The organism is Rhodanobacter sp. C06 (genome assembly GCF_002001105.1).
GTDB lineage: Bacteria > Pseudomonadota > Gammaproteobacteria > Xanthomonadales > Rhodanobacteraceae > Rhodanobacter_A.
In genome coordinates this window covers 96,491-121,096 of the sequence record NZ_MUNP01000059.1, presented here as the reverse complement: position 1 = coordinate 121,096, position 24,606 = coordinate 96,491, and the positions used below count along the sequence as shown (strand labels likewise).

At 68.4% G+C, this 24,606-nt stretch carries 29 protein-coding genes and 1 tRNA gene; 23 read left to right on the top strand and 7 right to left on the bottom strand.

Translation table 11 applies throughout. The features are described 5' to 3' along the window. Position 1 precedes the first annotated feature (1 nt). From sdhD to B0E52_RS18715, 3 genes are all read right to left on the bottom strand, one after another. Complete coding sequence (sdhD, locus tag B0E52_RS12810; RefSeq protein WP_077484322.1) at positions 2–397, bottom strand: succinate dehydrogenase, hydrophobic membrane anchor protein; 396 nt, start codon at positions 395–397, stop codon at positions 2–4. Next, the gene (sdhC, locus tag B0E52_RS12805) at positions 394–789 is read right to left on the bottom strand and encodes a succinate dehydrogenase, cytochrome b556 subunit (RefSeq protein WP_077484319.1); all 396 of its coding nucleotides are present in this window, start codon (positions 787–789) and stop codon (positions 394–396) included. The genes sdhD and sdhC overlap by 4 nt, the downstream gene beginning before the upstream one ends. Before the next feature lie 84 nt (positions 790–873). Beyond that, positions 874–978 (bottom strand): DUF1674 domain-containing protein, encoded by a 105-nt coding sequence (locus B0E52_RS18715; protein WP_254426796.1) that lies wholly within the window; start codon positions 976–978, stop codon positions 874–876. 196 nt (positions 979–1,174) lie between these two features. Here B0E52_RS18715 and B0E52_RS12795 point away from each other — a divergent pair, with 196 nt between their 5' ends. Then, the gene (locus B0E52_RS12795) at positions 1,175–1,978 is read left to right on the top strand and encodes a folate-binding protein YgfZ (protein ID WP_077484318.1); all 804 of its coding nucleotides are present in this window, start codon (positions 1,175–1,177) and stop codon (positions 1,976–1,978) included. Between the two features lie 463 nt (positions 1,979–2,441). Then, positions 2,442–2,876, top strand: coding sequence for a cell wall hydrolase (locus tag B0E52_RS12790; RefSeq protein ID WP_254426795.1), 435 nt, complete (start codon positions 2,442–2,444; stop codon positions 2,874–2,876). 141 nt (positions 2,877–3,017) lie between these two features. Here the strand turns inward: B0E52_RS12790 and B0E52_RS12785 are convergent, their stop codons facing one another. Further along, complete coding sequence (locus B0E52_RS12785; protein ID WP_077484314.1) at positions 3,018–3,506, bottom strand: glycine zipper 2TM domain-containing protein; 489 nt, start codon at positions 3,504–3,506, stop codon at positions 3,018–3,020. 34 nt (positions 3,507–3,540) lie between these two features. Beyond that, positions 3,541–4,149, bottom strand: a complete 609-nt coding sequence (locus B0E52_RS12780; RefSeq protein WP_077484312.1) for a glycine zipper 2TM domain-containing protein — start codon at positions 4,147–4,149, stop codon at positions 3,541–3,543. Between the two features lie 187 nt (positions 4,150–4,336). Here B0E52_RS12780 and B0E52_RS12775 point away from each other — a divergent pair, with 187 nt between their 5' ends. From B0E52_RS12775 to B0E52_RS12675, 21 genes are all read left to right on the top strand, one after another. Next, positions 4,337–5,116, top strand: coding sequence for a TatD family hydrolase (locus B0E52_RS12775; RefSeq protein WP_077484310.1), 780 nt, complete (start codon positions 4,337–4,339; stop codon positions 5,114–5,116). A 69-nt stretch (positions 5,117–5,185) separates the two neighbouring features. Then, positions 5,186–5,710 carry a MarR family transcriptional regulator gene (locus B0E52_RS12770; RefSeq protein WP_077484308.1) on the top strand — a complete coding sequence of 175 codons (525 nt, stop codon included), beginning with the start codon at positions 5,186–5,188 and terminating at the stop codon, positions 5,708–5,710. 11 nt (positions 5,711–5,721) lie between these two features. Next, positions 5,722–7,239: an efflux transporter outer membrane subunit gene (locus tag B0E52_RS12765; protein ID WP_077484467.1), complete on the top strand. Its 1,518-nt coding sequence runs from the start codon at positions 5,722–5,724 to the stop codon at positions 7,237–7,239. After that, entirely contained in the window at positions 7,236–8,423 is a 1,188-nt protein-coding gene (locus B0E52_RS12760) for an HlyD family efflux transporter periplasmic adaptor subunit (RefSeq protein WP_077484306.1), read from the top strand. The genes B0E52_RS12765 and B0E52_RS12760 overlap by 4 nt, the downstream gene beginning before the upstream one ends. Before the next feature lie 87 nt (positions 8,424–8,510). Then, positions 8,511–10,064: a DHA2 family efflux MFS transporter permease subunit gene (locus B0E52_RS12755; protein WP_077484304.1), complete on the top strand. Its 1,554-nt coding sequence runs from the start codon at positions 8,511–8,513 to the stop codon at positions 10,062–10,064. A 136-nt stretch (positions 10,065–10,200) separates the two neighbouring features. Then, complete coding sequence (gene phaR / locus B0E52_RS12750; RefSeq protein WP_077484303.1) at positions 10,201–10,695, top strand: polyhydroxyalkanoate synthesis repressor PhaR; 495 nt, start codon at positions 10,201–10,203, stop codon at positions 10,693–10,695. Positions 10,696–10,826: 131 nt separating this feature from the next. After that, positions 10,827–11,597 (top strand): acetoacetyl-CoA reductase, encoded by a 771-nt coding sequence (phbB, locus tag B0E52_RS12745; protein WP_254426794.1) that lies wholly within the window; start codon positions 10,827–10,829, stop codon positions 11,595–11,597. A 76-nt stretch (positions 11,598–11,673) separates the two neighbouring features. Further along, positions 11,674–13,080 (top strand): NAD(P)/FAD-dependent oxidoreductase, encoded by a 1,407-nt coding sequence (locus B0E52_RS12740; protein WP_077484300.1) that lies wholly within the window; start codon positions 11,674–11,676, stop codon positions 13,078–13,080. Next, positions 13,073–13,492, top strand: coding sequence for a DUF3293 domain-containing protein (locus tag B0E52_RS12735; RefSeq protein ID WP_077484298.1), 420 nt, complete (start codon positions 13,073–13,075; stop codon positions 13,490–13,492). Before B0E52_RS12740 ends, B0E52_RS12735 begins: the two co-directional genes overlap by 8 nt. 64 nt (positions 13,493–13,556) lie before the next feature. Beyond that, positions 13,557–14,189, top strand: coding sequence for a cytochrome c biogenesis heme-transporting ATPase CcmA (gene ccmA, locus B0E52_RS12730; RefSeq protein WP_077484296.1), 633 nt, complete (start codon positions 13,557–13,559; stop codon positions 14,187–14,189). Positions 14,190–14,246: 57 nt separating this feature from the next. Continuing rightward, positions 14,247–14,933 (top strand): heme exporter protein CcmB, encoded by a 687-nt coding sequence (gene ccmB, locus B0E52_RS12725; protein WP_077484295.1) that lies wholly within the window; start codon positions 14,247–14,249, stop codon positions 14,931–14,933. Positions 14,934–15,202: 269 nt separating this feature from the next. Then, a complete protein-coding gene (locus B0E52_RS12720) occupies positions 15,203–15,961 on the top strand; it encodes a heme ABC transporter permease (RefSeq protein WP_077484293.1) in 759 nt (252 codons plus the stop codon). Continuing rightward, positions 15,958–16,191, top strand: coding sequence for a heme exporter protein CcmD (gene ccmD, locus B0E52_RS12715; protein ID WP_077484291.1), 234 nt, complete (start codon positions 15,958–15,960; stop codon positions 16,189–16,191). Before B0E52_RS12720 ends, ccmD begins: the two co-directional genes overlap by 4 nt. 21 nt (positions 16,192–16,212) lie before the next feature. After that, complete coding sequence (ccmE, locus tag B0E52_RS12710) at positions 16,213–16,689, top strand: cytochrome c maturation protein CcmE (RefSeq protein ID WP_174575567.1); 477 nt, start codon at positions 16,213–16,215, stop codon at positions 16,687–16,689. 105 nt (positions 16,690–16,794) lie between these two features. After that, a complete protein-coding gene (locus tag B0E52_RS12705; RefSeq protein ID WP_077484288.1) occupies positions 16,795–18,774 on the top strand; it encodes a heme lyase CcmF/NrfE family subunit in 1,980 nt (659 codons plus the stop codon). After that, positions 18,771–19,313: a DsbE family thiol:disulfide interchange protein gene (locus tag B0E52_RS12700; protein WP_077484287.1), complete on the top strand. Its 543-nt coding sequence runs from the start codon at positions 18,771–18,773 to the stop codon at positions 19,311–19,313. The genes B0E52_RS12705 and B0E52_RS12700 overlap by 4 nt, the downstream gene beginning before the upstream one ends. 128 nt (positions 19,314–19,441) lie before the next feature. Continuing rightward, a complete protein-coding gene (locus tag B0E52_RS12695; protein WP_139351677.1) occupies positions 19,442–19,888 on the top strand; it encodes a cytochrome c-type biogenesis protein in 447 nt (148 codons plus the stop codon). Further along, positions 19,885–20,925, top strand: coding sequence for a tetratricopeptide repeat protein (locus B0E52_RS12690; RefSeq protein WP_077484283.1), 1,041 nt, complete (start codon positions 19,885–19,887; stop codon positions 20,923–20,925). The genes B0E52_RS12695 and B0E52_RS12690 overlap by 4 nt, the downstream gene beginning before the upstream one ends. Positions 20,926–20,928: 3 nt before the next feature. Continuing rightward, complete coding sequence (locus B0E52_RS12685) at positions 20,929–22,053, top strand: homoserine O-acetyltransferase (protein WP_077484281.1); 1,125 nt, start codon at positions 20,929–20,931, stop codon at positions 22,051–22,053. A 68-nt stretch (positions 22,054–22,121) separates the two neighbouring features. Next, positions 22,122–22,703, top strand: a complete 582-nt coding sequence (locus tag B0E52_RS12680) for a cysteine dioxygenase family protein (RefSeq protein WP_077484279.1) — start codon at positions 22,122–22,124, stop codon at positions 22,701–22,703. 25 nt (positions 22,704–22,728) lie between these two features. Further along, positions 22,729–22,814, top strand: a tRNA-Leu gene (locus B0E52_RS12675). Between the two features lie 144 nt (positions 22,815–22,958). Here the strand turns inward: B0E52_RS12675 and B0E52_RS12670 are convergent. Both B0E52_RS12670 and B0E52_RS12665 read right to left on the bottom strand, forming a co-directional pair. Further along, on the bottom strand, positions 22,959–23,888 hold the full coding sequence (locus B0E52_RS12670) for a Dyp-type peroxidase (protein ID WP_077484465.1): 930 nt from the start codon (positions 23,886–23,888) through the stop codon (positions 22,959–22,961). A gap of 226 nt (positions 23,889–24,114) precedes the next feature. Further along, entirely contained in the window at positions 24,115–24,507 is a 393-nt protein-coding gene (locus tag B0E52_RS12665; RefSeq protein ID WP_139351676.1) for an HU family DNA-binding protein, read from the bottom strand. Positions 24,508–24,606: the final 99 nt, after the last annotated feature.

The window sequence follows — 24,606 nt, the reverse complement described above, 5'->3', positions numbered from 1 at the left end:
CTCAGACTCCCAATGCGATGCGCAGCACGGCCAGCACGCCCGCGAGCGCGCACAGCACCGCGAGGAACTTGATCGCCACCAGCAGCACCACTTCCTTCCAGCGGGTGTGCACGTAGTCTTCGATCACCACCTGCAGGCCGAGCACGGCGTGCCAGAACATGGTGACGATGAACAGGATCAGCAGCAGCGCGTTCCACGGCTTCGCCACCGCAGCCTTCGCCGTGGCGTAGTCGGCGTGCAGCAGCGACAACACGGTGATGACGAACCACACGCCGAGCAGGATCAGCGCTGCGGCGGTGACACGCTGCGTCCACCAGTGGCCCACGCCCGACTGCGCGGAGCCGAGGCCACGCGCGCGCTTCAGCGGATGGCGCAGATCCTTCGCGTTCGCGCTCATGCGGCACCTCCGGCGGTCAGCACATAGGCCCAGACAAGGATCACCAGCAGCAGGCTGACGATCACCGACAGCCAGCTCGAACGCACGAACTGCGGAATCGCATAACCCGCACCGGTGTCCTGCACCAGGTGACGGATGCCGTTGCACAAGTGATAGAACAGCGCCCAACTCCAGCCGACCAGCAGAATGATGCCGAGCGGGCTGCCGATGCAGGTCTTGAACTGGTCGAAGTGGCTTTCGCCGGCGGCCAGTGCCAGCAGGCCCCAGACCACCAGGAGCGTGCCCACGGCCAACGCGATGCCGGTGGCGCGATGCAGGATGGAGGTCATCATCTGCACCTGCCACTTGTAGACCTGCAGATGGGGAGAGAGCGGTCGTCGCGTGTCTGCCATGGCGGCTATCCTGAAGTGGAATCGCTGGAGCTGTCTTCCAAGCCGTACCGCAACGCGCGACGACGCATGCCGCCGCGCGACGCATCAGAAATCGATGCAGCGCCCGTTCTTTTCCCAATCGCCGTAGCGGGTGGGATCGGGCGCCAGCCGCTTCGTCGCCGCCTTCTCCCCCGCCGGTTGCGCGGGCACGACCGGCGGTTCCGCGGAAGCGGATGCAGGCCTGGATTCGGTTGGGCGGGAAGTGTCGGACATGGTCATTGCAAGCCGCGGAAGGTTAATACTTGCCGCAGTGCCGCACAACCTTGACGAATGTCGCGAGCGCTGCCTGCACCGGGCACCACGGCGACTTGTGTTCCGCCGCCGCCGACCACACCTGCATGTGTCTATGTCGACTACCCGCCATGCCGAAACCCTGCTGATCGAAGGTCCCGACGCGCTCGCCCACGCGCACGCGCAATTCAGCAGCAACGTCCAGTCACTCGCCGTCGGCGCGTGGCAGTTCGGCGCATGGCTGGGTGCGCAAGGCCGCGTGCGTGCACTGTTCCATCTGGCGCGGCTGGACGAACAACGGCTGCTGCTGCTGCTGCGCGGCGGCGACGCGGCGACGCTGGGCGAAGCCCTGCGACGCTACGTGTTCCGCTCCAGGCTCACGCTGCAACCGTCGCCATGGCAGGTGCTGGCCACCGGTGCCGCATTGCCGCTGCACACCGCGCACGTCGCATCGAACGCCGTCGCGCTGGGTTGCGGCTCGCACAGTCTGCAGCTCGTTGCCGACGGCACGGGCGACGAGCACTGGCGACGAGCACAAATCCTGCTGGGTTGGCCCTGGCTGCCGGCTTCCGCACTCGATGTCTTGCTGCCGCCCGCACTGTCGCTGCATCGCCTGCAAGCCGTCGCGATCGACAAGGGCTGCTATCCCGGCCAGGAAATCGTTGCGCGCCTGCACTGGCGCGGCGGGCACAAGCGACGTCTGTGCAACGTGCGCCTCACGCGCAACGCGATCGCCGGCGACATCCTGCATCGCGACGGCAACGACATCGGCGTGCTGCTCGATGTCGTCGACGATGGCAACAACATCGACGCACTCGCGGTGTTGAACGACGACATCGCATCAACGATGACGGAGCGCGACGCACTGCAACTCGACGATGGCCTGATGTTGTGCATGCAACATCGCTGGGAGAGCTAGAAGCGTGTACATCGTCGCAGTTGCGTGAACAGTCGTTCACTTTTGTCGACGTTTTGCATGAGTGCGCGTTGAATCGGAACACCCCGGCACTTGCCGTGAAAAAAATCCGCCGTTAGGCTCCGCCCACCCTATCGATGCGGCATCCGCTACCCACGGCTGCCGAAGCACGCGACGAACCGGAAGATTCCGTATCGGCGCGACCCGGTGAAGAACGCCGGATGGAACACCCGCCCAAGTGCGGAACAAGTTGCAGGCTACACGGCACCGCTGCCGCGCAGCGCCTCGACAACATCCTCGATCGGCACAGATGCCGCCGCTCGAACGCCACAATCCCGTGGCATTCGCCCAGCCACAAGTTTCGGCTGTGCGATCAATCCAGGTGGAACGGCCTGCCAGCCCGTCCACCGCAACGGCGCCCGGACAGTTCCTTAGGTCTGCGCGTACAGCACGCTGGAGGCAGACAATGAAACTTTCCATGCTGTTGTGGATGACCACCCTGATGCCGCAACCCGTCGCGAACCAGGCGTGCCTGGCCACGACGGTGTACCTGGAGGCGCGCAGCCAATCCACCGTCGGCCAGATGGCCGTCGCCGAAGTGGCGATGCGGCGCCGCGAACGCGGCCAGTGGGGCAACACGGTGTGCGAAGTCGTGATGGCGCCGCATCAGTTCGCCACCACCACCACGCCCGGCTCGTTCGAGATCACCAACGTCGAGGCTTTCCACAAGGCATGGGAAATCGCCGGACGGATGATCCACGTCTGGCAGCTGCCGGCGAACCAGCGCAGCGCCGTGGTGCCGCGCGCCGATCACTTCGCCACCGTGGCGATAGCGCCGGCATGGTCGCGCAACAAGCCATCGATCACGATCGGCGACCACACGTTCTACGCCGTGAACTGACATCTTTGCGATCATCCTTGATCGCTAAAATCAAACGGGCGGCCATCCATGGCTGCACTTCATAAAAAAAGGCCCTCTTGCGAGGGCCTTTTCATTTGGACATCCAGACGTCCAGACATCCAGACGTCCACTTCGAAGAACCTACATCGGGTAGACCTGCCCGTCGCGCACCTGCACGTAGTCGCCGTTGCGCACATTCGGGTTATCGCGCTGGGTCACCGTGGCGTACTGGCCGTTGTCCAACCGCACCACGATCCGCCAGGCATTGTCGCCATCGTCGGAACGCTTGCCGATCTGGTTGCCGACGACACCGCCGGCCACCGCACCGACCACCGTGGCAGCCTTGCGGCCGTCACCCTTGCCGATGGTGCTGCCCAGCACGCCGCCGGCCACGGCGCCGATCACCGCACCCAGCACGCCGCCGTTGCCATTGCCATTGTCGACGTACACCGGCTGCACATCCTGCACCACACCGCAGCCCTGGCAGCGGCCGTAGCCACCGCCACGGCCCTGCCCGTAACCCTGCTGGTAGCCACCGTTGCCGTAGCCGGGACCGGTGGCGCAACCAGACAGCGCCAGCCCCGCCGCCAACACGGCCGCCGGAACGATGCGTCGCATGGTGATGTTCATTGCACTGCTCCTTCGAGGGCTGCGGAACCGGTGATCAACGGGCGTCCGAAACGGCGGTCACGCCCTCCTGCACCTGCACGCGATCGCCCGGGTCGTGATCCATGCGCGTGGTGCGGGTGACGCCGTTGTACACGTACTGCACGTCGTAACCGATGATCTTGCCGTTGCTGCCGGCGACCGTGCTGCAACGCTGCTCCGTCGTCTGGGTCACTTGCGGCTGGTGATGCGCGTTCTCGATGCGGTTGCCGGCGTAGCCGCCGCCCACCGCACCGGCCACCGTGGCCAGCGTCTTGCCCTTGCCACCACCGACCATGTGGCCGAGCAGGCCGCCGGCGACGGCGCCGATCGCGGTACCGGCGATGTTGTGCTGGTCCTTCGGCGGCGCGGTGTGATTCACCACCTCGTCGCGGCAGACCTGATGCGCCGCCGTCCCGGACGAACGTACCGGCGTCACGCTGGTCACCTGGGCGTACTGCGGACCCGCCGGTTGCGCCGGCTGCTGTGCAGGCATCGGTGCCGCCGCGGAGGCCGCCGCCTGCGCGCCCTGCGTGCCGGCATCGGCGCTGCGATTGCAGGCCGACAAGCCGACGGCCAGCGCGGCAGCAATCCCCACATTGAGTGCATTGACCATCAACCTGTTCATATCCATCCTCCTCTGTCAGTGTCCGACCGCGACGGGTGCGACATGCCCCGCCTGCGACCTGCAGCGCCATTGAACCTTCACGTATCTGAATAACACCTAGACCGTCGCCGTTACACTAACTTCACGTTGAGATCGCTTCAGCCGACATCGACGTCCGGTATCGGAAAACGAGAGACGCATCACGCCCGTGCTTGCCGACAGCCACGTCCATCTTGACGACCGCGCCTTCGATGCCGACCGCGCCCAGGTGCTGCAGCGGGCGCGCGACGCCGGCATCGAGCAACTGGTGGTGCCGGCCGTGGATGCAGTCAGCTGGACGCGCATCCGCGACCTCTGCGCGGCGCATCCACGCACGCTGTTTCCTGCCTACGGCCTGCACCCGCTGTACCTGCAGCAGCATGCGCCCGGCGATGTGGATGCCTTGTTGTCATGGTGTGACGCGAACGCTGCCGTGGCGGTCGGCGAGATCGGGCTGGATTTCCACGCCCACGAATTGGACCCCGCACTGCAGCGCGATTACTTTGCGCGGCAACTGGCGCTGGCCCGCGAGCTCCACCTGCCGGTGATCGTGCACGCCCGCCAGGCACTGGAGGAAGTGATCCTCACCCTGCGCCGCCATCCCGGCGTGCGCGGCGTGGTGCACAGCTTCTCCGGCAGCGAGGAGCAGGCACGCCGGCTGTGGAACCTCGGCTTCATGGTCGGCATCGGCGGACCGGTGACCTACGAGCGGGCGCAGCGCCTGCGCCGCATCGTGGCGGACATGCCGATCGAGTTCCTGCTGCTGGAGAGCGACGCACCGGACCAGCCCGACGCGAACCACCGCGGCCAGCGCAACGAACCGGCACGCGTCGCCGAGGTGCTGCGTTGCGTGGCGGCGCTGCGCGGCGAGCCGGAGCACGCGGTGGCAGCTGCAACCACCGCCAACGCCCGCAAGTTGTTTCGACTGCCTGAACCCGCAGCCCGTTGATCGCGGCACTTGCACCGCATGACAAGCCACGCCAGAATTTATTTCACTGGTGAAATATGAATTGGTGAAATGGCGCGTCTCGACAACTGCATCGCGATGATGGACGAGGGTATCGGGCGGATGCGCGAGGTCATTCCGCATCTGCCCGCCGAGCAGGTCACGCTGTGCCGGTTGATGGTGATGGTGGGCGCCCGCCTCGACGATGGGCTGGGGGAACAAATCCGGCAGCACCAGCTGAACCACAGCGAATTCCTTACCCTGGTGATGCTGCACAGCCGCCCGGACGGCAGTTCCACCCCCGGCGAGCTGTGCGAGTTCACCTCGCAGGGCAGCACCAACATGACCCGCATCGGCAACGCGTTGGTCAAGCGCGGCCTGATCTCGCGCGGCGCCAGCGTCGAGGATCGCCGCTGCGTATTGATGCGCATCACCGCCGCCGGCCGCCGCTTCGTGCAGAAGCTGCTGCCGCCGATGTTTCCCCGCGTGGAGGCGATGTTCGCCGGCTTCAGCGCCACCGACCGGCGTCAGCTCAGCCGCCTGCTGCGCAAGCTCGCCCGCAACCTCGACCAGCTCGACGCGGACGACGCGTCGTGAAGGAGCCCCAGATGACTTTCGCCCCGCCCCGCCCACGCGTGGCCCTGGCCCTTGCCGTCGCCTTGACACTCGCCGGCTGCGCGTTCGCACCGCCGAAACTGCAGCACCCTGCGCTGCGCGACGACGTGCCGCTGGCCGGCCTCTCGGCACCCACCCGCGCCGGCTGGCCGGCCACCGACTGGTGGCGCGCCTATGACGACCCGCAACTCGACCAACTGATGGCGACGGCGCTGCAGCAGTCGCCCGACCTCGTCCAGGCGCAAGGCCGCGTGCACACCGCCGAGCAATCGGTGAAGCTTGCCGCCGCGCAGGCCGGGCTGAGCATCAACGGCAGCGCCCAAGTCACGCGGCAGCGCCTGAGTGAGCACGGCATGATCCCGCCGAAGTTCCTGGGCTTCACCTGGTACAACCAGGCCGACTTGGGCGTGCAGTTCCAGTACGAGTTCGACTGGTGGGGCAAGAAGCGGGCGGCGATCGAGAGCGCGCTGGACCAGGCGCATGCCGCCGAGGCGCAGCGCAGCGCGGCCGCGCTGACGATCCAGAACGCGGTGGCGGACACCTATTTCGGCTGGCTCGCCGACGAGGCCCGGCTGGCGCTGGCCCGGCAGTCGTTGGCCGTGCAGCAGCGCCTGCTAGCCATCGCCGAGCTGCGCGTGCGGCAAGGCGTGGACCTGCCCGATACCGTGCAGGAGGCCCGTTCGCGCGTCATCGCTGTGCAGCAGGCACAGACCGCGCTGGAAAGCTCGGCGCAGATCCGCAAGGTGGCGCTGGCCGCCCTGCTCGGCGTGGCGCCGGAACACTTGCCGCCGCTCGCGCCACGGCCGCTGCCCGCCACCGGCGGCGCGCTGCCCGCCGACGCCAAACTCGACCTGATCGCCCGCCGCCCCGACATCGCCGCCAGCCGCTGGCAGGTGGAGGCGGCGCTGAAGCAGACCGATGTGGCCCGCGCGCAGTTCTTCCCGGACATCAGCATCACCGCGATGGCCGGACTGTCCAGCACCAACCAGGGCGCGCCGGCGCTGTTCGGCGGCGGCAGCTCCGGCAGCCTGGACAACGTGTTCAGCGCGGGCAGCCGCGTGTTCGGGCTTACCCCCGCGCTGCATCTGCCGATCTTCGAGGGCGGCCGGCTGAAGGCTGCCTACGGCATCAGCCGCGCCCAGCTCGGCGACGCGGTGGCGCAGTACGACGCGACGGTGTTCCATGCCGCCCGCGAGGTCGCCAGCCAGGCGCTGGCCGCCGAGCAACTGGCCACGACCCGCCGGCAGCAAAGGCAGCAGGTCGACGCCGACGAGCATCTCGTCGCCAGCGCGCAGGCCCGCCTGCGCCAAGGCGTGCGCGACGCCCGTGAAGGTCTGGCCGCGCAGGCGCAGTTGCTGCAGCAACGGGATCAGGCGGTCAGCCTGCATGCCCAGGCGCTGACCACCGATCTCGCCCTGATCAAGGCGCTGGGCGGCGGCTACCGCATGCCCGCCGACACCGCCAGCACGACTCCCACTTCCCCGAACATCAGCCGGAGCCCACGCCCATGAGCGCCACCGAATCCGCCCAGCCGCAGGACCGCAACGACAGCGGTTTCGCCGCCAAGGATCCGCCCAGGCGCAGGCGTGCGCTGGTGATCGTGACGACGGTGTTCATCCTCGCCGCGCTGGCCTGGTTCCTGCTCTGGCTCTTCGTGTTCTCCACCCGCGAGAGCACCGACAACGCCTACGTGGGCGGCAACCTGGTGGGCATCTCCGCCCAGGTGCCCGGCACCGTGGTGGCGGTGCTGGCCGACAACACAGAACACGTCGACGCCGGCCAGGTGCTGGTGCGTCTCGATCCCACCGACGCCGACGTGCGCCTGCGCCAGGCGCGCAGTGCGCTGGCGCTCGCGGTGCGCCAGGTGCGTGGCCAGACCGACAGCGCCAGCGGCGCCGACGCCGCGGTGGCGGCGCGCAAGGTCGAACTGCAGAAGGCCCAGGCCGACCTGAAGCGCCACCTGCCGCTGGTCGCCGCCCAGGCCGAATCGCCCGAGATCGTGCAGCACCTGCGCGACGCCGTGGCCGGCGCACAGGCCGCGCTGGATGCGGCCCAGGCGCAGGCCAAGGCCGCGCATGCCGCCATCGCCGGGACCGACATCGCCGGCAACCCCGCCGTGCAGCAGGCACGCGCGAACTTCCGCGCCGCCTGGGTGGCCGCCCAGCGCAACACCATCGTGGCGCCGGTGTCCGGCTACGTGGCCGAGCGCAGCGTGCAGCTGGGCAACAGCGTGGCGCCCGGCCAGCCGCTGATGAGTGTGGTGCCGCTGCACGACCTGTGGGTGGACGCGAACTTCAAGGAAAACCAGCTGCGTCACATCCGCATCGGCCAGCCCGCGAAGATCACCACCGACCTCTACGGCGGCAAGGTGGAATACCGCGGCAAGGTCGTTGGCCTGGGCGCCGGCACCGGCAGCGTGTTCTCGCTGCTGCCCGCGCAGAACGCCACCGGCAACTGGATCAAGGTGGTGCAGCGCGTGCCGGTGCGCATCGCGCTGGACGACAAGGAACTGGACCAGCATCCGCTGCGCGTGGGCCTGTCCGCCGACGTCACCGTGGACATCAGCCACGACCAGGGCAAGGTGCTGGCGGCCGGCCCCGCCCTGCCGGCTGCCGAGACCACCGTGTACGACCGCATCGCCAGCGAGGCCGACGCCGAGGCCGCGAAGGTGATCGAAGCCAATCTCGGCAAGTAAGCATCGCGGCTGAGGCCACTCCTACGACACAGATGCCTGCAGGAGCGGCTTCAGCCGCGATACGCCCACCATACCCAGCGAATCCCCATGGCCACCACGCCCGAGAACGCCGCCCCGCTGAAGCCGCTGCATGGCGGTCCGCTGGCGCTGCTCACCATCGCCGTCGCGTTCAGCACCTTCATGGAAGTGCTGGACATGACCATCGTCAACGTGGCCGTGCCGCACATCTCCGGCAGCCTCGGCGTGAGCCCCAGCGAGGGCACCTGGACGATCAGTTCCTACGCGCTGGCCAGCGCGATCATGCAGCCGCTCACCGGCTGGATCGCGCGCCGCTTCGGCGAAGTACGCACCTTCGTGGTGTCGGTGCTGCTGTTCGTGGTCTTCTCGATGCTGTGCGGCCTGGCCACCAGCATGCCGATGCTGGTGGTCTGCCGGCTGCTGCAGGGCGCGGGTTCCGGCCCGATGGTGGCGCTGTCGCTGACCCTGCTGCTGACCAGTTACCCGAAGGAGAAACAGGGCATTGCGCTTGCATTGTGGGCGATGACCGTGGTGGTGGCGCCGATCTTCGGCCCGATCCTGGGCGGCTGGCTCACCGACAACTTCTCCTGGCCGTGGATTTTCTACATCAACCTGCCGGTGGGCATCGCCGCAGCGGTGATCACCTGGTCGATCCTGCACAAGCGCGAGACGAAGACCTTCAAGGCGCCGATCGACATGGTGGGCCTGGTGCTGCTGGTGGTGGGTGTGGGCTGCCTGCAATTCATGCTGGACAACGGCAACGATCACGACTGGTTCGCCTCGCCGCTGATCCTCACGCTGGGCATCACCGCGCTGGTCTGCCTCACCTTCCTGGTGGTGTGGGAAATCCACGCCAAGCACCCGGTGATCGACCTGTCGCTGTTCAAGCAGCGCAACTTCACCGTGGGCGTGGTGGCGCTGACGCTGGGCATGTTCGCGTTCTTCGGCATCAACGTGGTGTTCCCGCTGTGGCTGCAGATCGACTTGGGTTACACCGCCACCTGGGCCGGCCTCGCCACCGCGCCGGTGGGCGTGCTGGCGTTCCTGATATCGCCGATCCTGGGCAAGAACATGCACCGGCTGGAACTGCGCGCGGTGGTGACGTTCGCCTTCGTCATCTTCGCGTTCACCTCGTGGTGGTTCGCCAGCTTCGACAGCAACGCCTCGTTCGGCACGCTGGTGGTGCCCCGCTTCGTGATGGGCCTGGCGATCCCCTGCTTCTTCATCCCGCTGAACCAGATCTACCTCTCCGGCCTGCCCGCCTCGGAGATCGCCAGCGCCTCGGGCCTGTCCAACTTCTGCCGCACCATGGGTTCCTCCATGTCCACCGCGATCACGGTGACTCTGTGGCAGCACCGCAGTGAACTGCACCATGCCAACCTCACCGAGAACGTCAGCCCCGGCCATCCCGCGGCCACGCAGTTCCTGCAGGACCTCGCCAACCACGGCATGCCGCATCAGCAGAGCCTGGGGCTGATCGACCAGCTGGTGAACCGCGAGGCGCTCACCCTGGCGGTGAACGACGTGTTCTGGGGCTGCGCAGTGCTGTTCCTGCTGCTGATCCCGATCCTGTGGTTCGCCAAACCGCCGTTCGGCAGCGCGGGCGGTGCCATGGGGCACTGAGCCCGCACCGGGCTTTGCTGCAGACCACTGCGGCGCACATCGCCACGCCACGGCCCGTCGCGGAGCAGACCAATTCTGCCGAACGCATGCCAGTGGTCTACTGGTGCGGCGCAATATTCTCTGCTAGCTTCGTTGCATGGCACAAACCAAGCGCACCATCAAAAAGTACCCGAACCGTCGGCTCTACGACACCGAGATCTCCAGCTACATCACGTTGGAGGAGGTGCGTCAGCTGGTGCTGGACAACGAGGACTTCGAAGTCCGCGATGCCAAGACCGGCGAGGATCTCACCCGCTCCGTGCTGCTGCAGATCATCTCCGAGCACGAGGAGAAGGGGCAGCCGATGCTGTCGCCCCAACTGCTCAGCCAGATCATCCGCTTCTACGGTGATTCACTGCAGGGCTTCATGGGCCCGTACCTGGAGCGCAGCCTGCAGGTATTCCTCGACCAGCAGCAGCAGTTCCGCACCCAGCTCAACAGCTTGATGGGGCAGACCCCGTGGGCGATGGTGAACGAGCTGACCGAGCGCAACATGGACGCCTGGAAGACCATGCAGCGCGGCCTGCTCGATGCCGCCGCGCAGATCACCCCGCAAGGCGGCAGCCGCGGCGGCCACAAGAAGACCGGCTGAAGGCACCTCCCGCTTGCCACCACGCGCCGCCCAAAGCGGCGCGTTTTGTTTGATATGAAGAGTGCGGCCAAGGATCGCCGCCCATGTGATTTTCGCGATCAAGGATGATCGCAAAGACAACGGAACAAACCATGACCTCATCCCCCATGAACGGTGCCCCCACGCGCCTGGCCCTGGTCACCGGCGGCCTCGGCGGCCTCGGCACCGAAATCTGCCGCCAGCTGGCCAAGGCCGGCCGCCGCGTGGTCGCGGCCGACCTGCCCGCCAGCGAGTCGCGCCTCACGGGGTTCCGCGCGGCCGTTGCCGAGTTCGGCGACGCGATCAGCCACGAAGCGATGGACGTCAGTGACCACGACGCCTGCGCCGCGCTGATCGGCCGCCTCGAACGCGAGCATGGCGGCGTGGACATCCTGGTCAACGCCGCCGGCATCACCCGCGACGCCAGCCTGCGCAAGATGACGCCTACGCAATGGCATGAGCTGATGCGGGTGAACCTCGACGGCCTGTTCAACACCTGTCACGCCGTGGTGGAGGGCATGAGCACGCGCGGCTTCGGCCGCATCGTCAACATCAGCTCGGTGAACGGCCAGACCGGCCAGTTCGGCCAGACCAACTACTCGGCCGCCAAGGCCGGCGTGCACGGCTTCAGCATGGCGCTGGCGCGCGAAACCGCGCGCAAGGGCGTCACCGTCAACAGCGTTTCGCCCGGCTACTGCGACACGCCGATGGTGGCCGCGGTGCCCGCCGAGATCCGCGCCCAGATCGTTGCCGGCATCCCGGTGGGCAGGCTCGGCCAGCCCGGCGACATCGCCCGCGCCGTGACCTTCCTCACCGCCGACGACGCCGGCTACCTCACCGGCGTCAACCTGCCGGTGAACGGCGGGTATTTCATGAGCTTCTGAGGCGCATGGCCCGGCGCGTATTGCAGTCGCGCGCCGCTTGCGGAACAGTGGCGCGATCCCTTCGACGGAACGCGACATGACGCAGCGTCCATCCCTCACCCTGATCGGCGGCGGCCTGGTGGGCGCCCTGCTGGCGCGGCAGCTGGCGCAGCACGGCTTCGCGGTGGAGGTGTTCGAGAAGCGGCCCGATCCGCGCCGCGGGGGCTTTCTCGGTGGGCGTTCGATCAACCTCGCGCTGGCCGAGCGCGGCCTGCAGGCGCTGCGCACGACAGGGCTGGCCGACGAGGTGCTCAAGCGGGCGGTGATGATGCGCGGGCGCATGGTGCACGCGACAAACGGCACCAGTGGGCTGCAGCGCTACGGCGTGGACGACAGCGAGGTGATCTGGTCGGTCTCGCGCGGCGCGTTGAACATGCTGCTGCTGGATGCGGCCGAGGCCTCCGGCGTGCGCTTCCACTTCGGCCAGTCGCTGCTGGATGCGGATTTCGACCGGCGCCGCATCCGGCTGGCCGACGAGGACGGCATGCAGCGCGAGCACGATACCGGCCTGCTGATCGGCGCCGATGGCGCGGGCTCGGCGCTGCGTGCGGCAATGAACGCCTACGCGCCGCTGGGCGAGCGCACCGAGCCGCTGGGGCACGGCTACAAGGAGCTGGAGATTCCCGCCGCCGACAACTTGCCACCCGCGCTGGTGCAACAGTCCGGTGGCGAAGGCCGCTTCGCGCTGGAGCCGCACGCGCTGCATATCTGGCCGCGCGGTGGCTACATGTGCATCGCGCTGCCGAATGCCGAGGGCAGCTTCACCGTCACGCTGTTCCTGCCCGCGCAGGGCGCGCACCCCAGCTTCGCCACCCTGCGCGACGCTGCCGCGGCGCGCGCGTTCTTCGCCGCGGACTTCCCCGACCTGCTGCCGCTGCTCCCGCGCTTCGACGCGGACTACGCGGAGCATCCGGTGGGCACGCTCTCCACGCTTTACCTCGACCGCTGGCACCTCGACGGCCGCGCCCTGCTGGTGGGCGATGCGGCGCACGCCATCGTGCCGTTCCACGGCCAGGGCATGAACTGCGGCTTCGAGGACACGGTGACACTGGTCGAGTTGCTCGCCGCATCGCCGAACGACAGCGCCGGCGTGTTCGCCGAGTTCCAGCGCATCCGCCAGCCGAACGCGAACGCGATCGCCGCGATGGCATTGGAGAACTACGTGGAAATGCGCGACTCGGTGGCCGACCCGCACTATCTGGCCAAGCGCGCGCTGGGCGCGCAGCTGGCCGAGCGCATCCCCGGCCACTACATGGCGCGCTACCGGCTGGTCACCTTCACCCACCTGCCCTACGCCTACGCGCTGGAGCGCGGGCGCGCCCAGGATGCGTTGCTGGAGGAGCTGCTGCGCGGTGCGCCCGATGTCGAAGCCGTCGACCTCGATGCGGCCGCGGCCATGCTGCAAGCTCGCCTGTCCCCTTTGCCGGTATTGCGCCATGGATGATTCACTGCAAGAAGCCTTTCTCAGCACGGCCTACTGGGTCAGCATCGACACGGTCATCTGGTCGACGATCCGCATCAATCTGCGGCCGCAGCCCGAGCTGGCCGGCGTGATCGGTGCGCGGCCGTGGGGCTTCATCACCGCCTGGAACCCGCAGGCGCGGCGCCGCGCGCCGGCCGAGAACGCTGCCGCCCAGCGCGAGCTGCTCGACGCCTTGCGCAGCTTGCCCGGCGTCGCGGTGTACCCGGCCATCGGCGTGGGCACCAGCGGCTGGAGCGAGCCCAGCCTGTTCGCCGTGGGCGCCGACGGCGCGACGCTGGATGCGCTGGCGCGCCAGCACGGACAACTCGCCTACGTGCATGGCGTGGCCGATGGTCCGGCCGAGCTGCGCCTGCTGAACAGCATGCAGACTTGAGTCGCCACCCAGCGGCAGCACGCCGCATGGACAAGCCCGCGGGGCATTGCGGACAATGGAAGCAATGACCGCAGCTACTTCCGTCCCCTTGCTTGAAGCGCATCGCCTGAGCTTCCACCGCCAGGACGAGCCGGTGTTCGCGCCGCTGGATTTCCGCCTGAACGCGGGCGAGCTGGCACTGGTCGAGGGCGACAACGGCAGCGGCAAGACCACCTTGCTGCGCCTGCTGGCCGGCCTGTTGCACGCGAGCGAGGGCCGGCTGTTGTGGCGCGGCGCACCGTGGCAGCGCGACGCCTGTGCGGGCGAGATCCTGTTCCTCGGCCACCAGCTGGGCCAGAAGCTGGAGCTGGGCCCGCGCGAGAATCTCGTCTTTGCGACGGGCCTGCACGGCCGGCGCGACGACATCACGGTGGATGCCGTGCTCGACGAGGTCGGCCTCGCCGGCTACGGGGACGAGCCGCTGCGGCGGCTCTCCGCCGGGCAGAAGAAGCGCGCCGCGCTGGCGCGCCTGCTGCTGCAGCCGGCGGCGCTGTGGCTGCTCGATGAGCCGTACGCGAACCTCGACCGGCACGGCATTGCGCTGGTCAATCGCCTGCTGGAGAGGCACGTGGCAGCTGGCGGCGCCGTGCTGGTGAGCAGCCATGGCGCGGTGGGGTTCCACGGCGGCGAGCCGCAGCGGATACGCATGCATGCATAAGCCGCATCGCCATGTTTCCATTCCCATCCCCTTGCTCACAGGGGAGGGAGCACAGCCATGAGCCGCGCCTCGCTGCCGCGAGCCTGCGCCGCGATGTTGCGGCGGGATCTCCTGCTGGCATGGCGGCGGCGCGGCGACCTGGCGATGCCGGTGCTGTACGCGGTGATCGTGGTGGTGCTGTTCCCGTTCGCGCTGGGGCCGGACCTGGCGTTGCTGCAGCGGATCGCGGGCGGCGTGGTGCTGGTGACCGTGCTGCTGGCGATGCTGCTGGCGCTGGACGCGATGTTCGCCAGCGACATCGAGGATGGCTCGCTGGAACAGCTGGTGCTGGCGCCGCAGCCGCTGGCGCTGATGCTGGGCATGAAGATCCTGGCGCACTGGCTCGCCACCGCGCTGCCGCTGGTCGTGATCGCGCCGTTGCTGGCCGGGATGCTGCACCTGCCGACCACCGCGATACCCGCGCTGCTGCTCGCCCTGCTGCTGGCCACGCCGCTGCTCAGCCTGCTCGGCGCGGTGCTGGTGGCGCTGACGGCCGGCACGCGGCGCTCTGGTATGCTGCTGGCCTTGATGTTGCTGCCGCTGTGCGTGCCGGTGGTGATCTTCGCGGCCGGTGCCGTGGCAGCCGCCCAAGAGGGCCTTCCGTGGTTCGCCCCGGTCGCTTGGCTGGGCGCCGCACTCATCCTCTGCGTGGTGTTGGCGCCGCTGGCCTGCGCAGCAGCCCTGCGCATTGCCCTGGACGCCTGAGAGCCTGCTAATGCCCACCAAGTACCTCGCGTTGTCATCGAGTGGTCGCCAGGTGGTAGGGCGTGGCGCCGGCCTGACTGGCCGTCAGGCCAAGCCGCGGGCTGCCGCATGGCGGCCACTCGATGGCAACCCGCAGGGCCGGGTCTGTTTGCCCGCATTCCGGCGTCATCTCTCGGTCGTGGACGGACGTCCACTCCTTCGTTCCTCCTTGGGCTGCGCGCAAACAGATCCCGGCGCGGGGCACTTGGCGGGCATTAGCAGGCTCTAGCATGTCGAAGTGGATCCCGCTCTGGTTGCACAAGCTCGGCTCGCCGCCGACGTTCTATCGCTTCGCGGGTGCGGTGCGGCCATGGGCGATGGGGCTGGCGCTGCTCGCCGGCGCGATCGGCCTGTACGGCGGCCTGGTGCTGGCGCCGGCGGATTACCAGCAGGGCGACGCCTACCGCATCATCTTCATCCACGTGCCCAGCGCGTGGATGAGCATGTTCGTCTACGCGGTGATGGGCGTGTCCGGCTTCATGGCGCTGGTGTGGCGCATGAAACTGGCCGAGGTGGTGGCGATGGAATCGGCGCCGATCGGCGCGGCGTTCACCTTCATCACCCTGGTCACCGGCTCGCTGTGGGGCAAGCCGATGTGGGGCACCTGGTGGACCTGGGATGCGCGGCTCACTTCCGAGCTGGTGCTGCTGTTCCTGTACCTCGGCGTGATCGGGCTTTACCACGCGTTCGAGGATCGCCGCCAGGGCGCGCGCGCCGCGAGCTTCCTCGCGATCATCGGCGTGATCAACGTGCCGATCGTGCACTACTCGGTGGTGTGGTGGAACACCTTGCACCAGGGCAGCACGGTGAACGTGTTCGGCCATTCGAAGATGGCCTGGGACATGCTGTGGCCGCTGCTGGTGATGACGCTGGCCACCAAGGCCTACTATGCGGCCAGCCTGTGCCGCCGCGCGCGCACCGACCTGCTGGCGCTGGAGGGCGGCAAGGACTGGGTGCGCCAGATCGCCGAGGCGGAGGCAACTCCATGAGCGCCATGCAGCACTTACTGGCCGTGGGTGGCGACGCGGCCGCCTTCTTCAGGATGGGCGGCTATGCGGCTTATGTATGGCCGGCCTATGCGGTGTTCTTCGCAGTGCTGGTCGCCGACACGCTGGCGCCGCGGCTGCGCCGCCGCCGCATCCTGCGCGAACTGCGCGGCCGGCTGACGCGCCAGGCCGCGCGCGAGCGTCGCGCCACTTCCGTTTCGCGATCGCCCTGAGGGGCAGGAACATCCATGGCCATGAACCCCACCCGCAAGCGCCGGCTCACCATCGTGGTCGTGGTGGCGATCGCCGCCGCCTTGGCGATCAGCCTCGGCGTGTACGCGCTGCAGCAGAACATGAACTACCTGTTCACCCCGAGCCAGGTGCAGTCGGGTCAGGCGACGCAGTACAAGACTTTCCGTCTCGGCGGCATGGTCAAGGCCGGTTCGATCCAGCGCAGCAAGGATTCGCTGCAGGTCACCTTCACCGTGGTCGACGCCGGAGGCGCGATGCCGGTGGAATACACCGGCATCCTGCCCGACCTGTTCCGCGACAACCAGTCGGTGATCGCCACCGGCCACATGGACGGCGCCCGCTTCGTGGCCACCGAGGTGCTCGCCAAGCACGACGAGACCTACATGCCGAAGGAGCTCAAGGACGCGATGGCGAAGGCGCATGCGGACAAGAAGATCGAAGAAGAGGGAAACGGGGAACGGGGAGCGGGTGGCGGGTAAGCCCATCGCGTCCCGTCCTCCATCGCCTGACCGGAGCAAGACCATGTCCATCGCATCGCAACACACCGTTCCCCGTTTCCCGTTCCCCGTTCCCGGCCTCCAGCCATGACCCCCGAACTCGGCCAGCTCGCGCTGGTACTCGCCTTCCTGCTCGCCATCGCGCAAGGCGTGCTGCCGCTGATCGGCGCGTGGCGCGGCAACCGCGCGCTGATGGCGGTGGCCCGCCCCGCCGCCGCCGGCCAGGCGGTGTTCGTGGCGATGGCGTTCGGCATCCTCGCGTGGGCCTTCCTGCACTTCGATTTCTCGGTGCAATACGTGGCCGACAACTCCAACCTCACCCTGCCCTGGTACTACCGCATCGCCGCGGTATGGGGCGCGCACGAGGGCTCGCTGCTGCTGTGGATCCTGATCCTCAACGTGTGGACGGTGGCGCTGGCCGCACTGAGCCACAAGCTGCCGGAGGTGTTCGCCGCGCGCGTGCTGGGCGTGATGGGACTGGTCGCGATCGGCTTCCTCGCCTTCATCATCTTCACCTCCGATCCGTTCGGTCGCCTGCTGCCGATGCCGGCGAACGGCGCCGACCTCAACCCGGTGCTGCAGGACCCCGGCATGACCTTCCACCCGCCCGTGCTGTACATGGGCTACGTGGGCTTCTCGGTGGCGTTCGCGTTCTCCATCGCGGCACTGCTCGGCGGTGAAGTCGAACAGGCTTGGGTGCGCTGGGCGCGACCGTGGACCAACGCGGCGTGGGGCTTCCTCACCCTGGGCATCGTGGCCGGCAGCTGGTGGGCCTATGCCGAACTGGGCTGGGGCGGCTGGTGGTTCTGGGACCCGGTGGAGAACGCCAGCTTCATGCCGTGGCTGATCGGCGCGGCGCTGATCCACGCTCAGGCGATCACCGAGAAGCGCGGCGGCCTGCGCGCGTGGACCCTGCTGCTGTCGATCTTCGCGTTCTCGTTCTCGCTGCTGGGTACCTTCCTGGTGCGCTCGGGCGTGCTCACTTCGGTGCATGCGTTCGCCTCCGATCCGCGCCGCGGCGTGTTCATCCTGATCTTCATGGCGATCGTGGTGGGCGGCTCGCTGCTGCTGTACGCCTTGCGCGCGCCGAAGGTGACCGGCGGCCGGCCTTTCCAGATTATCTCGCGCGAGACCGCGCTGCTGATCGGCAACCTGATGTTCGCGGTGGCCGCGGCGATGGTGATGCTGGGCACGCTGTTCCCGCTGATCGGCGACGCGCTGCACCTGGGCCGCATCTCGGTGGGCCCGCCCTATTTCGGCCTGCTGTTCCCGCTGCTGATGGCGCCGGTCGTGCTGTTGCTGCCGTTCGGGCCGTTCCTGCACTGGGGCAAGGCCGACGGCGGCGCGCTGAAACAGGTGGCGCTGCGCGCCGGCATCGCCGCGGCGGCCTGCGCGATCGTGGCGGCGTTCTTCGTGCAGGGCCAGCTGAAGGCGATCGCCGGCGTGGCCGCGGCGGTGTGGATCGCGGTGGGTGTGCTGCTGTACGCGCTCAAGCGCTGGCGCGAGCTGCCGCGTGGCCGCCGCTATCCGGCCGAGATGGCAGGCATGCTGCTGGCGCACCTGGGCGTCGCCGTGTTCGTGATCGGCGTGTTGCTGTCCGAGTCGCTGAGCGTCACCCATGACGTGCGCCTGGCGCCTGGCCAGCACGAAGTCATAGCCGGCTACGACTTCCGCTTCGACGGCGTGCACCGCACCACCGGCCCGAACTGGCGCGCCGACCAGGGCGTGGTCACCGTGTCGCGCGACGGCCGCACCGTGGCGGTGATGCATCCGCAGAAGCGCACCTATGCGCGCGAGCAGGTGCAGACCGAGTCGGCCGTGGACGCCGGCGTGTTCCGCGACCTGTACGTGGCGCTGGGCGAGCCGATGGACGCGAACAACATCGAGGGTGCCTGGGCGCTGCGGCTGTACTACAAGCCCTTCATCCGCTGGATCTGGGGCGGCGGCCTGCTGATGATGCTGGGTGGCTTCGTCTGCGCCGGTGACCGCCGCTTCCGTATCAAGCGCATCGCGGCCGAAGCCGCATTTCCGCCGATCGAGCCGCAACCGCAGGAGTCGCCTGCATGAAGCGCTTCGTGCCGCTCCTCGTCTTCATCAGCCTGGTCGGCCTGTTCGGTTTCGGCATCTGGTGGAACAGCTGGCACGACGCGCGCTACGTGCCGTCGCCGCTGATCGACAAGCCCGCGCCGGATTTCGCGCTGCCGAAACTGGACGCGCCCGACCAGACCGTGACCAAGGCCAGCCTGCTCGGCAAGCCCTACCTCATCAACGTGTTCGCCAGCTGGTGCGTGGCCTGCGCCGAGGAACACCCGGTGCTGATGGCCGACGGCCGCCAGCTCGGCATCGCGCTGGTGGGCTACGACTACAAGGACGTGCCCGACGACGCCAGGCGCTGGCTGCGCGAGCACGGCAGCCCCTACGACCTGGTGATCGCCGACCAGCCCGGCCGCACCGCGATCGACTTCGGCGTGTACGGCGCGCCGGAGAGCTTCCTGATCGATGCGAAGGGCGTGATCCGCTACAAGCACATCGGCCCGCTCACCCCCGAGGTGATCGCGCGGGAACTGCAGCCGGCGATCGATGCCGTGAAGCGGGAGGCGCCATGAGCCTGTTCCCGTGGCAACGCCCCTCCGGTAGGAGCGCACCCTGTGCGCGAATGCCCTTCGCCGAAAGCCCGCGCAAGAGCCGTCGCGCACAGGGTGCGCTCCTACGGGTTTCGGTGGTAGCGCTGCTGATGTTTGCCGGCCACGCCTTCGCCGCCAGCGGCGCGATCGAGCCGCTGCCGTTCCAGGACCACGCGCAGGAAGTGCGCTTCCAGAACCTCACGAAGCAGCTGCGCTGCATGGTCTGCCAGAACGAGAACCTGGCCGACTCCAACGCCGACCTCGCCCGCGACCTGCGCCTGGAAGTGTTCCAGCTGATGCAGCAGGGCAAGAGCGACGCCGAGATCAAGCAGTACCTGGTGGATCGCTATTCCGACTTCGTGCTGTACGACCCGCCGCTGAAGCCGGGCACCTGGCTGCTGTGGTTCGGGCCGCTGGCGATCCTGCTGGCCGGCGGCGCGGTGGTCACGGTGGCGATCCGCCGGCGCAACCGCGGCAACGGTGCCATCGACGATGACAAGCCTGCCGACGGCAGGCAGGCCGGCAACGCGCCGGCCGACATGGGGGACGACTGGTGAAGCTCGCGTTCTATCTGCTCGCCGCCGCGATGGTTGCGGTGGCGCTGGCCCTGCTGCTGGTGCCGTTGCTGCGCGAAGGTCGCCGCCATGGCCGCCCACGCAGTGTGTTCGCGCTGGCGCTGGCTATCGCCCTGCTGCTGCCGATCGGCGCCGGCGCGCTGTACCTGCACATCGGCACGCCCGTCGCGCTGGATGGCGTGCCCGCCGCGCCCAAGCCGATGGATTTCCAGCAGGCGCTGACCGAACTGCGCGCGCATCTCCAGCAACAGCCGAACGATGCACAGGGCTGGGCCCTGCTCGCCCAGGCCACCACCGCGCTGAAGCAGCCGGAGGAAGCACGCGACGCCTGGGACCAGGCGCTCAAGATCGATCCGAACAACGTGGCGGCGATGGTGGGCTGGGCCGAGACCGACTCGATGGCGCGCAGCGACCACCTGATCGAGGGCCGCGCGCTAGCGCTGCTGCAGCACGCGCTGGAGCTGCAGCCGGACAGCCAGCGCGCGCTGTGGCTGCTCGGCATCAGCCAGTTCCAGCACACGCAGTACGCGAACGCCGCCGCCACCTGGCGCAAGCTGCAGCCGCTGCTGGAACCCGGCTCCAGCGTGGCCAAGGCCGTGGCCGAGCAGATCGCGAACGCCGAGGCCCGCGCCGGCATCAAGCCCGCCGACGAGCCCGCGCCCGTCGCCCGCCAGGGCGCCGCGCTGAAGGTGGAAGTGAGCCTCGCTCCCGCGCTCAAGGGCAAGCTCAAACCCGGCGACCAGCTCTACGTCTACGCCCGCGCGGTGAGCGGTCCGCCGATGCCGCTGGCCGTGGCGAAGTTCGACGCCGGCGCGCTGCCCGTCGCCGCCACGCTCAGCGACGCGATGGCGATGACGCCGGAGCTGAAGCTCTCCTCGGTGGCGCGCGTGGTGGTTTCCGCGCGCATCAGCCACAGCGGCCAGCCGATCGCCCAGCCCGGCGACCTCGAAGGCAGCGCCGGCGTCGTGGACACCGACCGCAGGACGCCCATCGCCATCACCATCGACAAGGTGCTTTGAGCCATGCCCGAAGGATCGGCCGACGCCCGCCGCTACTGTGTCCTGCCCTCGCCGTTCCCCATGAAGCGCGGCGGCACGCTGCACGGCGCGCGCGTGGCCTATGAGACCTGGGGCACGCTGAACGCCGCGCGCGACAACGCGATCCTGGTGCTCACCGGCCTCTCGCCCAGCGCGCACATGATGTCGAGCGCGGAAGATCCCACACCCGGCTGGTGGGAAGGCATGGCCGGCCCTGGCAAGGCCATCGACAGCTCGCGCTGGTTCGTGATCTGCGTGAACTCGCTGGGCAGCGACAAGGGCTCCACCTGCCCCGCCTCGATCAACCCCGCCACCGGCGAGGCGTACCGGCTGGATTTTCCGGAACTCGCGCTGGAAGACGTGGCGAACGCCGCGCACGACGTGGTGCAAGGCCTCGGCATCGAGCGCCTCGCCTGTCTGGTCGGCTGCTCGATGGGCGGCATGGCCGCGCTGGCCTACATGCTGCTGCATCCCGGCACCGTGCGCGCCCACGTCAGCGTGGACACCGCGCCGCAGGCGCAGCCGTTCGCCATCGCGATCCGCTCGCTGCAGCGCGAGGCGATCCGGCTCGACCCCAATTGGGCCGGCGGCGACTACGACATCCATGCCGACGGCACGCGCTACCCCGACATGGGCATGAGCATCGCGCGCAAGCTGGGCGTCATCACCTACCGCTCGGCGATGGAATGGAATGGCCGCTTCGCGCGCATCCGCCTCGACGCCGAGCAGCGCGAGGAACAGCCGTTTGGTTTCGAATTCCAGGTGGAGTCCTACCTCGAAGGCCACGCCCGCCGCTTCGTGCGCAGCTTCGATCCGAACAGCTACCTCTACCTCTCGCGCGCCAGCGACTGGTTCGACATCGCCGAATACGGCGGGGGCAGCGTGGCCGAAGGCCTCAAGCGCATCCGCATCGAGCGCGCGCTGGTGATCGGCGTCAGCACCGACATCCTGTTCCCGCTGGAGCAGCAGGAGCAGATCGCTGAAGGCCTACAGGCCGCCGGTGCCGCGGTGGAATTCGTGGCGCTGGACTCGCCGCAGGGCCACGACGCCTTCCTCGTCGACATCGAGAACTACAGCCACGCCATCGGCAGCTTTCTCGCGCGGCTCTGACTGTCGAGGAACCTGCTCGCGGTGCACTGGTAGAATGGTGACACCTTGCCAGTTTTACCGAGAACGCCATGCTCACCACCGAATTCCCCGGCTGTCGCCAGCTGATCGCCGCGATCGACACCGCGGTCGCCCAGGGCAGCACGCCGGCGATCACCGACAGCCTGCGCAACAGCCTGTGCCGGCTGATCCGCAGCCACGAGGTGCAACTGCCCGAGTGCGTGCTCGAAACCGCCGAAGGCCGCTACGCGCGGCGCGAGCTGTACCGCAGCGAGGACCACGGCTACTGCGTGGTGGCGATGACCTGGGGCCCGGGCCAAGGCACGCCGATCCACGACCATGCCGGCATGTGGTGCGTGGAAGGCGTGTGGTACGGCGCGCTCGACGTAGTGCAGTACGAACGGCTCGACGACCAGGACGGCCACTGCCGCTTCCAGCCGGTGGGCTCGGTGCAGGCCGGCCCCGGCTCCGCCGGCAGCCTGATCCCGCCGCACGAGTACCACACCATCCGCAACCCCAGCGACCGCGACATCGCGGTCAGCCTGCACATCTACTCCGGCAACATGACCCACTGCGCGGTGTTTCAGCCGCTGGCCGGCGAAACCGGCTACGAGCGCTGCGAGCGCCAGCTGGGCCTCGACCCGGTGCACTGAAGCCGGCATAATGCACAGCCCACGTGCCGGTGTGGCGGAATGGTAGACGCGGCGGACTCAAAATCCGCTTCTGGCGACAGAGTGTAGGTTCGAGTCCTATCACCGGTACCAAAGACTCAGGCCCCCGTTCGGGGCCTTTGTTTTGTCCGCAATCCGGGCGGATGGCGCCGCTTCGCACTTGCTTACCCGCGACATCCGCAAGCCGAGGGTCGGTGGCGACAGCCTCCAGGGGGCCGCGCTTGCCGACGCCGGCCGTCAGTCCGCGAGGCTTTCCGGAAACGCCGCAGGCGGCACGAAGAACAGCGAGCCGGTGACGGCGCGGCTGTAGTCGAGCAGGCGGTCGTAGTTGCCCGGCGGGTTGCCGACGAACATGTTCTGCAGCATCTGCTCGATCCGGCGCGGGGACCTGGCGTAGCCGATGAAATAGGTGCCGAACTCGCCCTTGCCCACGTCGCCGAACGGCATGTTGTCGCGCACGATGTCCAGTTCCTCGCCGTCCTCGACGATGGTGGTCAGCGCGTTGTGCGCGCAGCTCGGCTTCACCGCGTCATCCAGCTCGACATTGGAGAGCTTGGTGCGGCCGATGATCTTTTCCTGCGCTTCCACGGGCAACGTATCCCAACCTTTCAGGTCGTGCAGGTACTTCTGCACGATCACGTAGCTGCCGCCGGCGAACCCCGCGTCCTCGTCGCCGATCACGGTGGCGCCGATCGCGTCCTGCCCCACGGGATTCTCCGTGCCGTCGACGAAACCGAGCAGATCGCGGTTGTCGAAGTACTTGAAGCCGTGCACCTCGTCCGCCACCGCGACGGCATCGCCGAGCCGGGACATGATCTGCATCGCCAGCTCGAAACACAGGTCCATGCGCGTGGCGCGGATGTGGAACAGGATGTCGCCCGGCGTGGCGACGGCATGGTGCTTGCCGCGGATCTCGCGGAACGGATGCAGTTCCTTCGGCCGCGGCGGTCCGAACAGCCGGTCCCAGGCCTCGGAACCGAACGCCGCGACGCAGGACAGCCGCCCCTCGGGATCGCGGAAACCCACCGCGCGCAGCAACCCCGGCAAGTCGCCGCAGAACGCACGCACGGCGTCGCGATGCTGCGGCCCGGGGTTCACCGTCACGACCAGGAAGATGGCGGCATGGGTGAGTGGGGTGTCGACCGCTTGCGGGATGGAAGCTGGCACGCACTGCTCCTCGCTGGCCCATGATTCCGGCGGACAGTCTAGCCCGCGGTAATCCCGCGCGATCGATGGCGCGTGGCACATGCGGGGCATGCCGCGACTCGATCGACGGGAGCCATCGGCATGACGCCGGATACGACACAGGCCGCTTGCGCGGCCCGTGCCCTGCCCGTCATCCGGGCCGAGAGGCGATGCCTGCCGGCGAACCGCCGGCAGGCATCGGCGCGCCTCAGAGCGCGGCGTCCTTGAGCTTCTTCAGCGGACGCACCTTCACCTTCACCGTGGCCGGCTTGGCCGCGAACACCTGTTCCTGCTTGGTGAACGGGTTGATGCCGGTGCGCTTCGGCTTGGCCGGCACCTGGATCGCGTTGATCTTGAACAGGCCCGGCAGGGTGAACTGGCCGGCGCCCTTCTTGTGTACGGCACCGAGCACGGCGTGCTCCAGCGCGGCGAGCACGGCCTTGACGTGCTTGGTCTCGACGCTGGTCTGCTGGGCGATGTGGGAGATCAGGCCGGACTTGCTGAGCGAGTCCTTGATCGGCTTGATCGCGGCGGGAGCGGCCTTCGGCGCCGGCTTGGCGGCCTTGGCGGGGGCTTTCTTGGCAGTGGTCTTGGTAGCCATGGGCATCCATCGTGGTTGAGTAAGGCACCGCCTCCAGCGAGGCGATGGCCGTGCGGCCTGCACAATCTACGCGAATTTAGGGGCTTTGGTGTAGTGCGG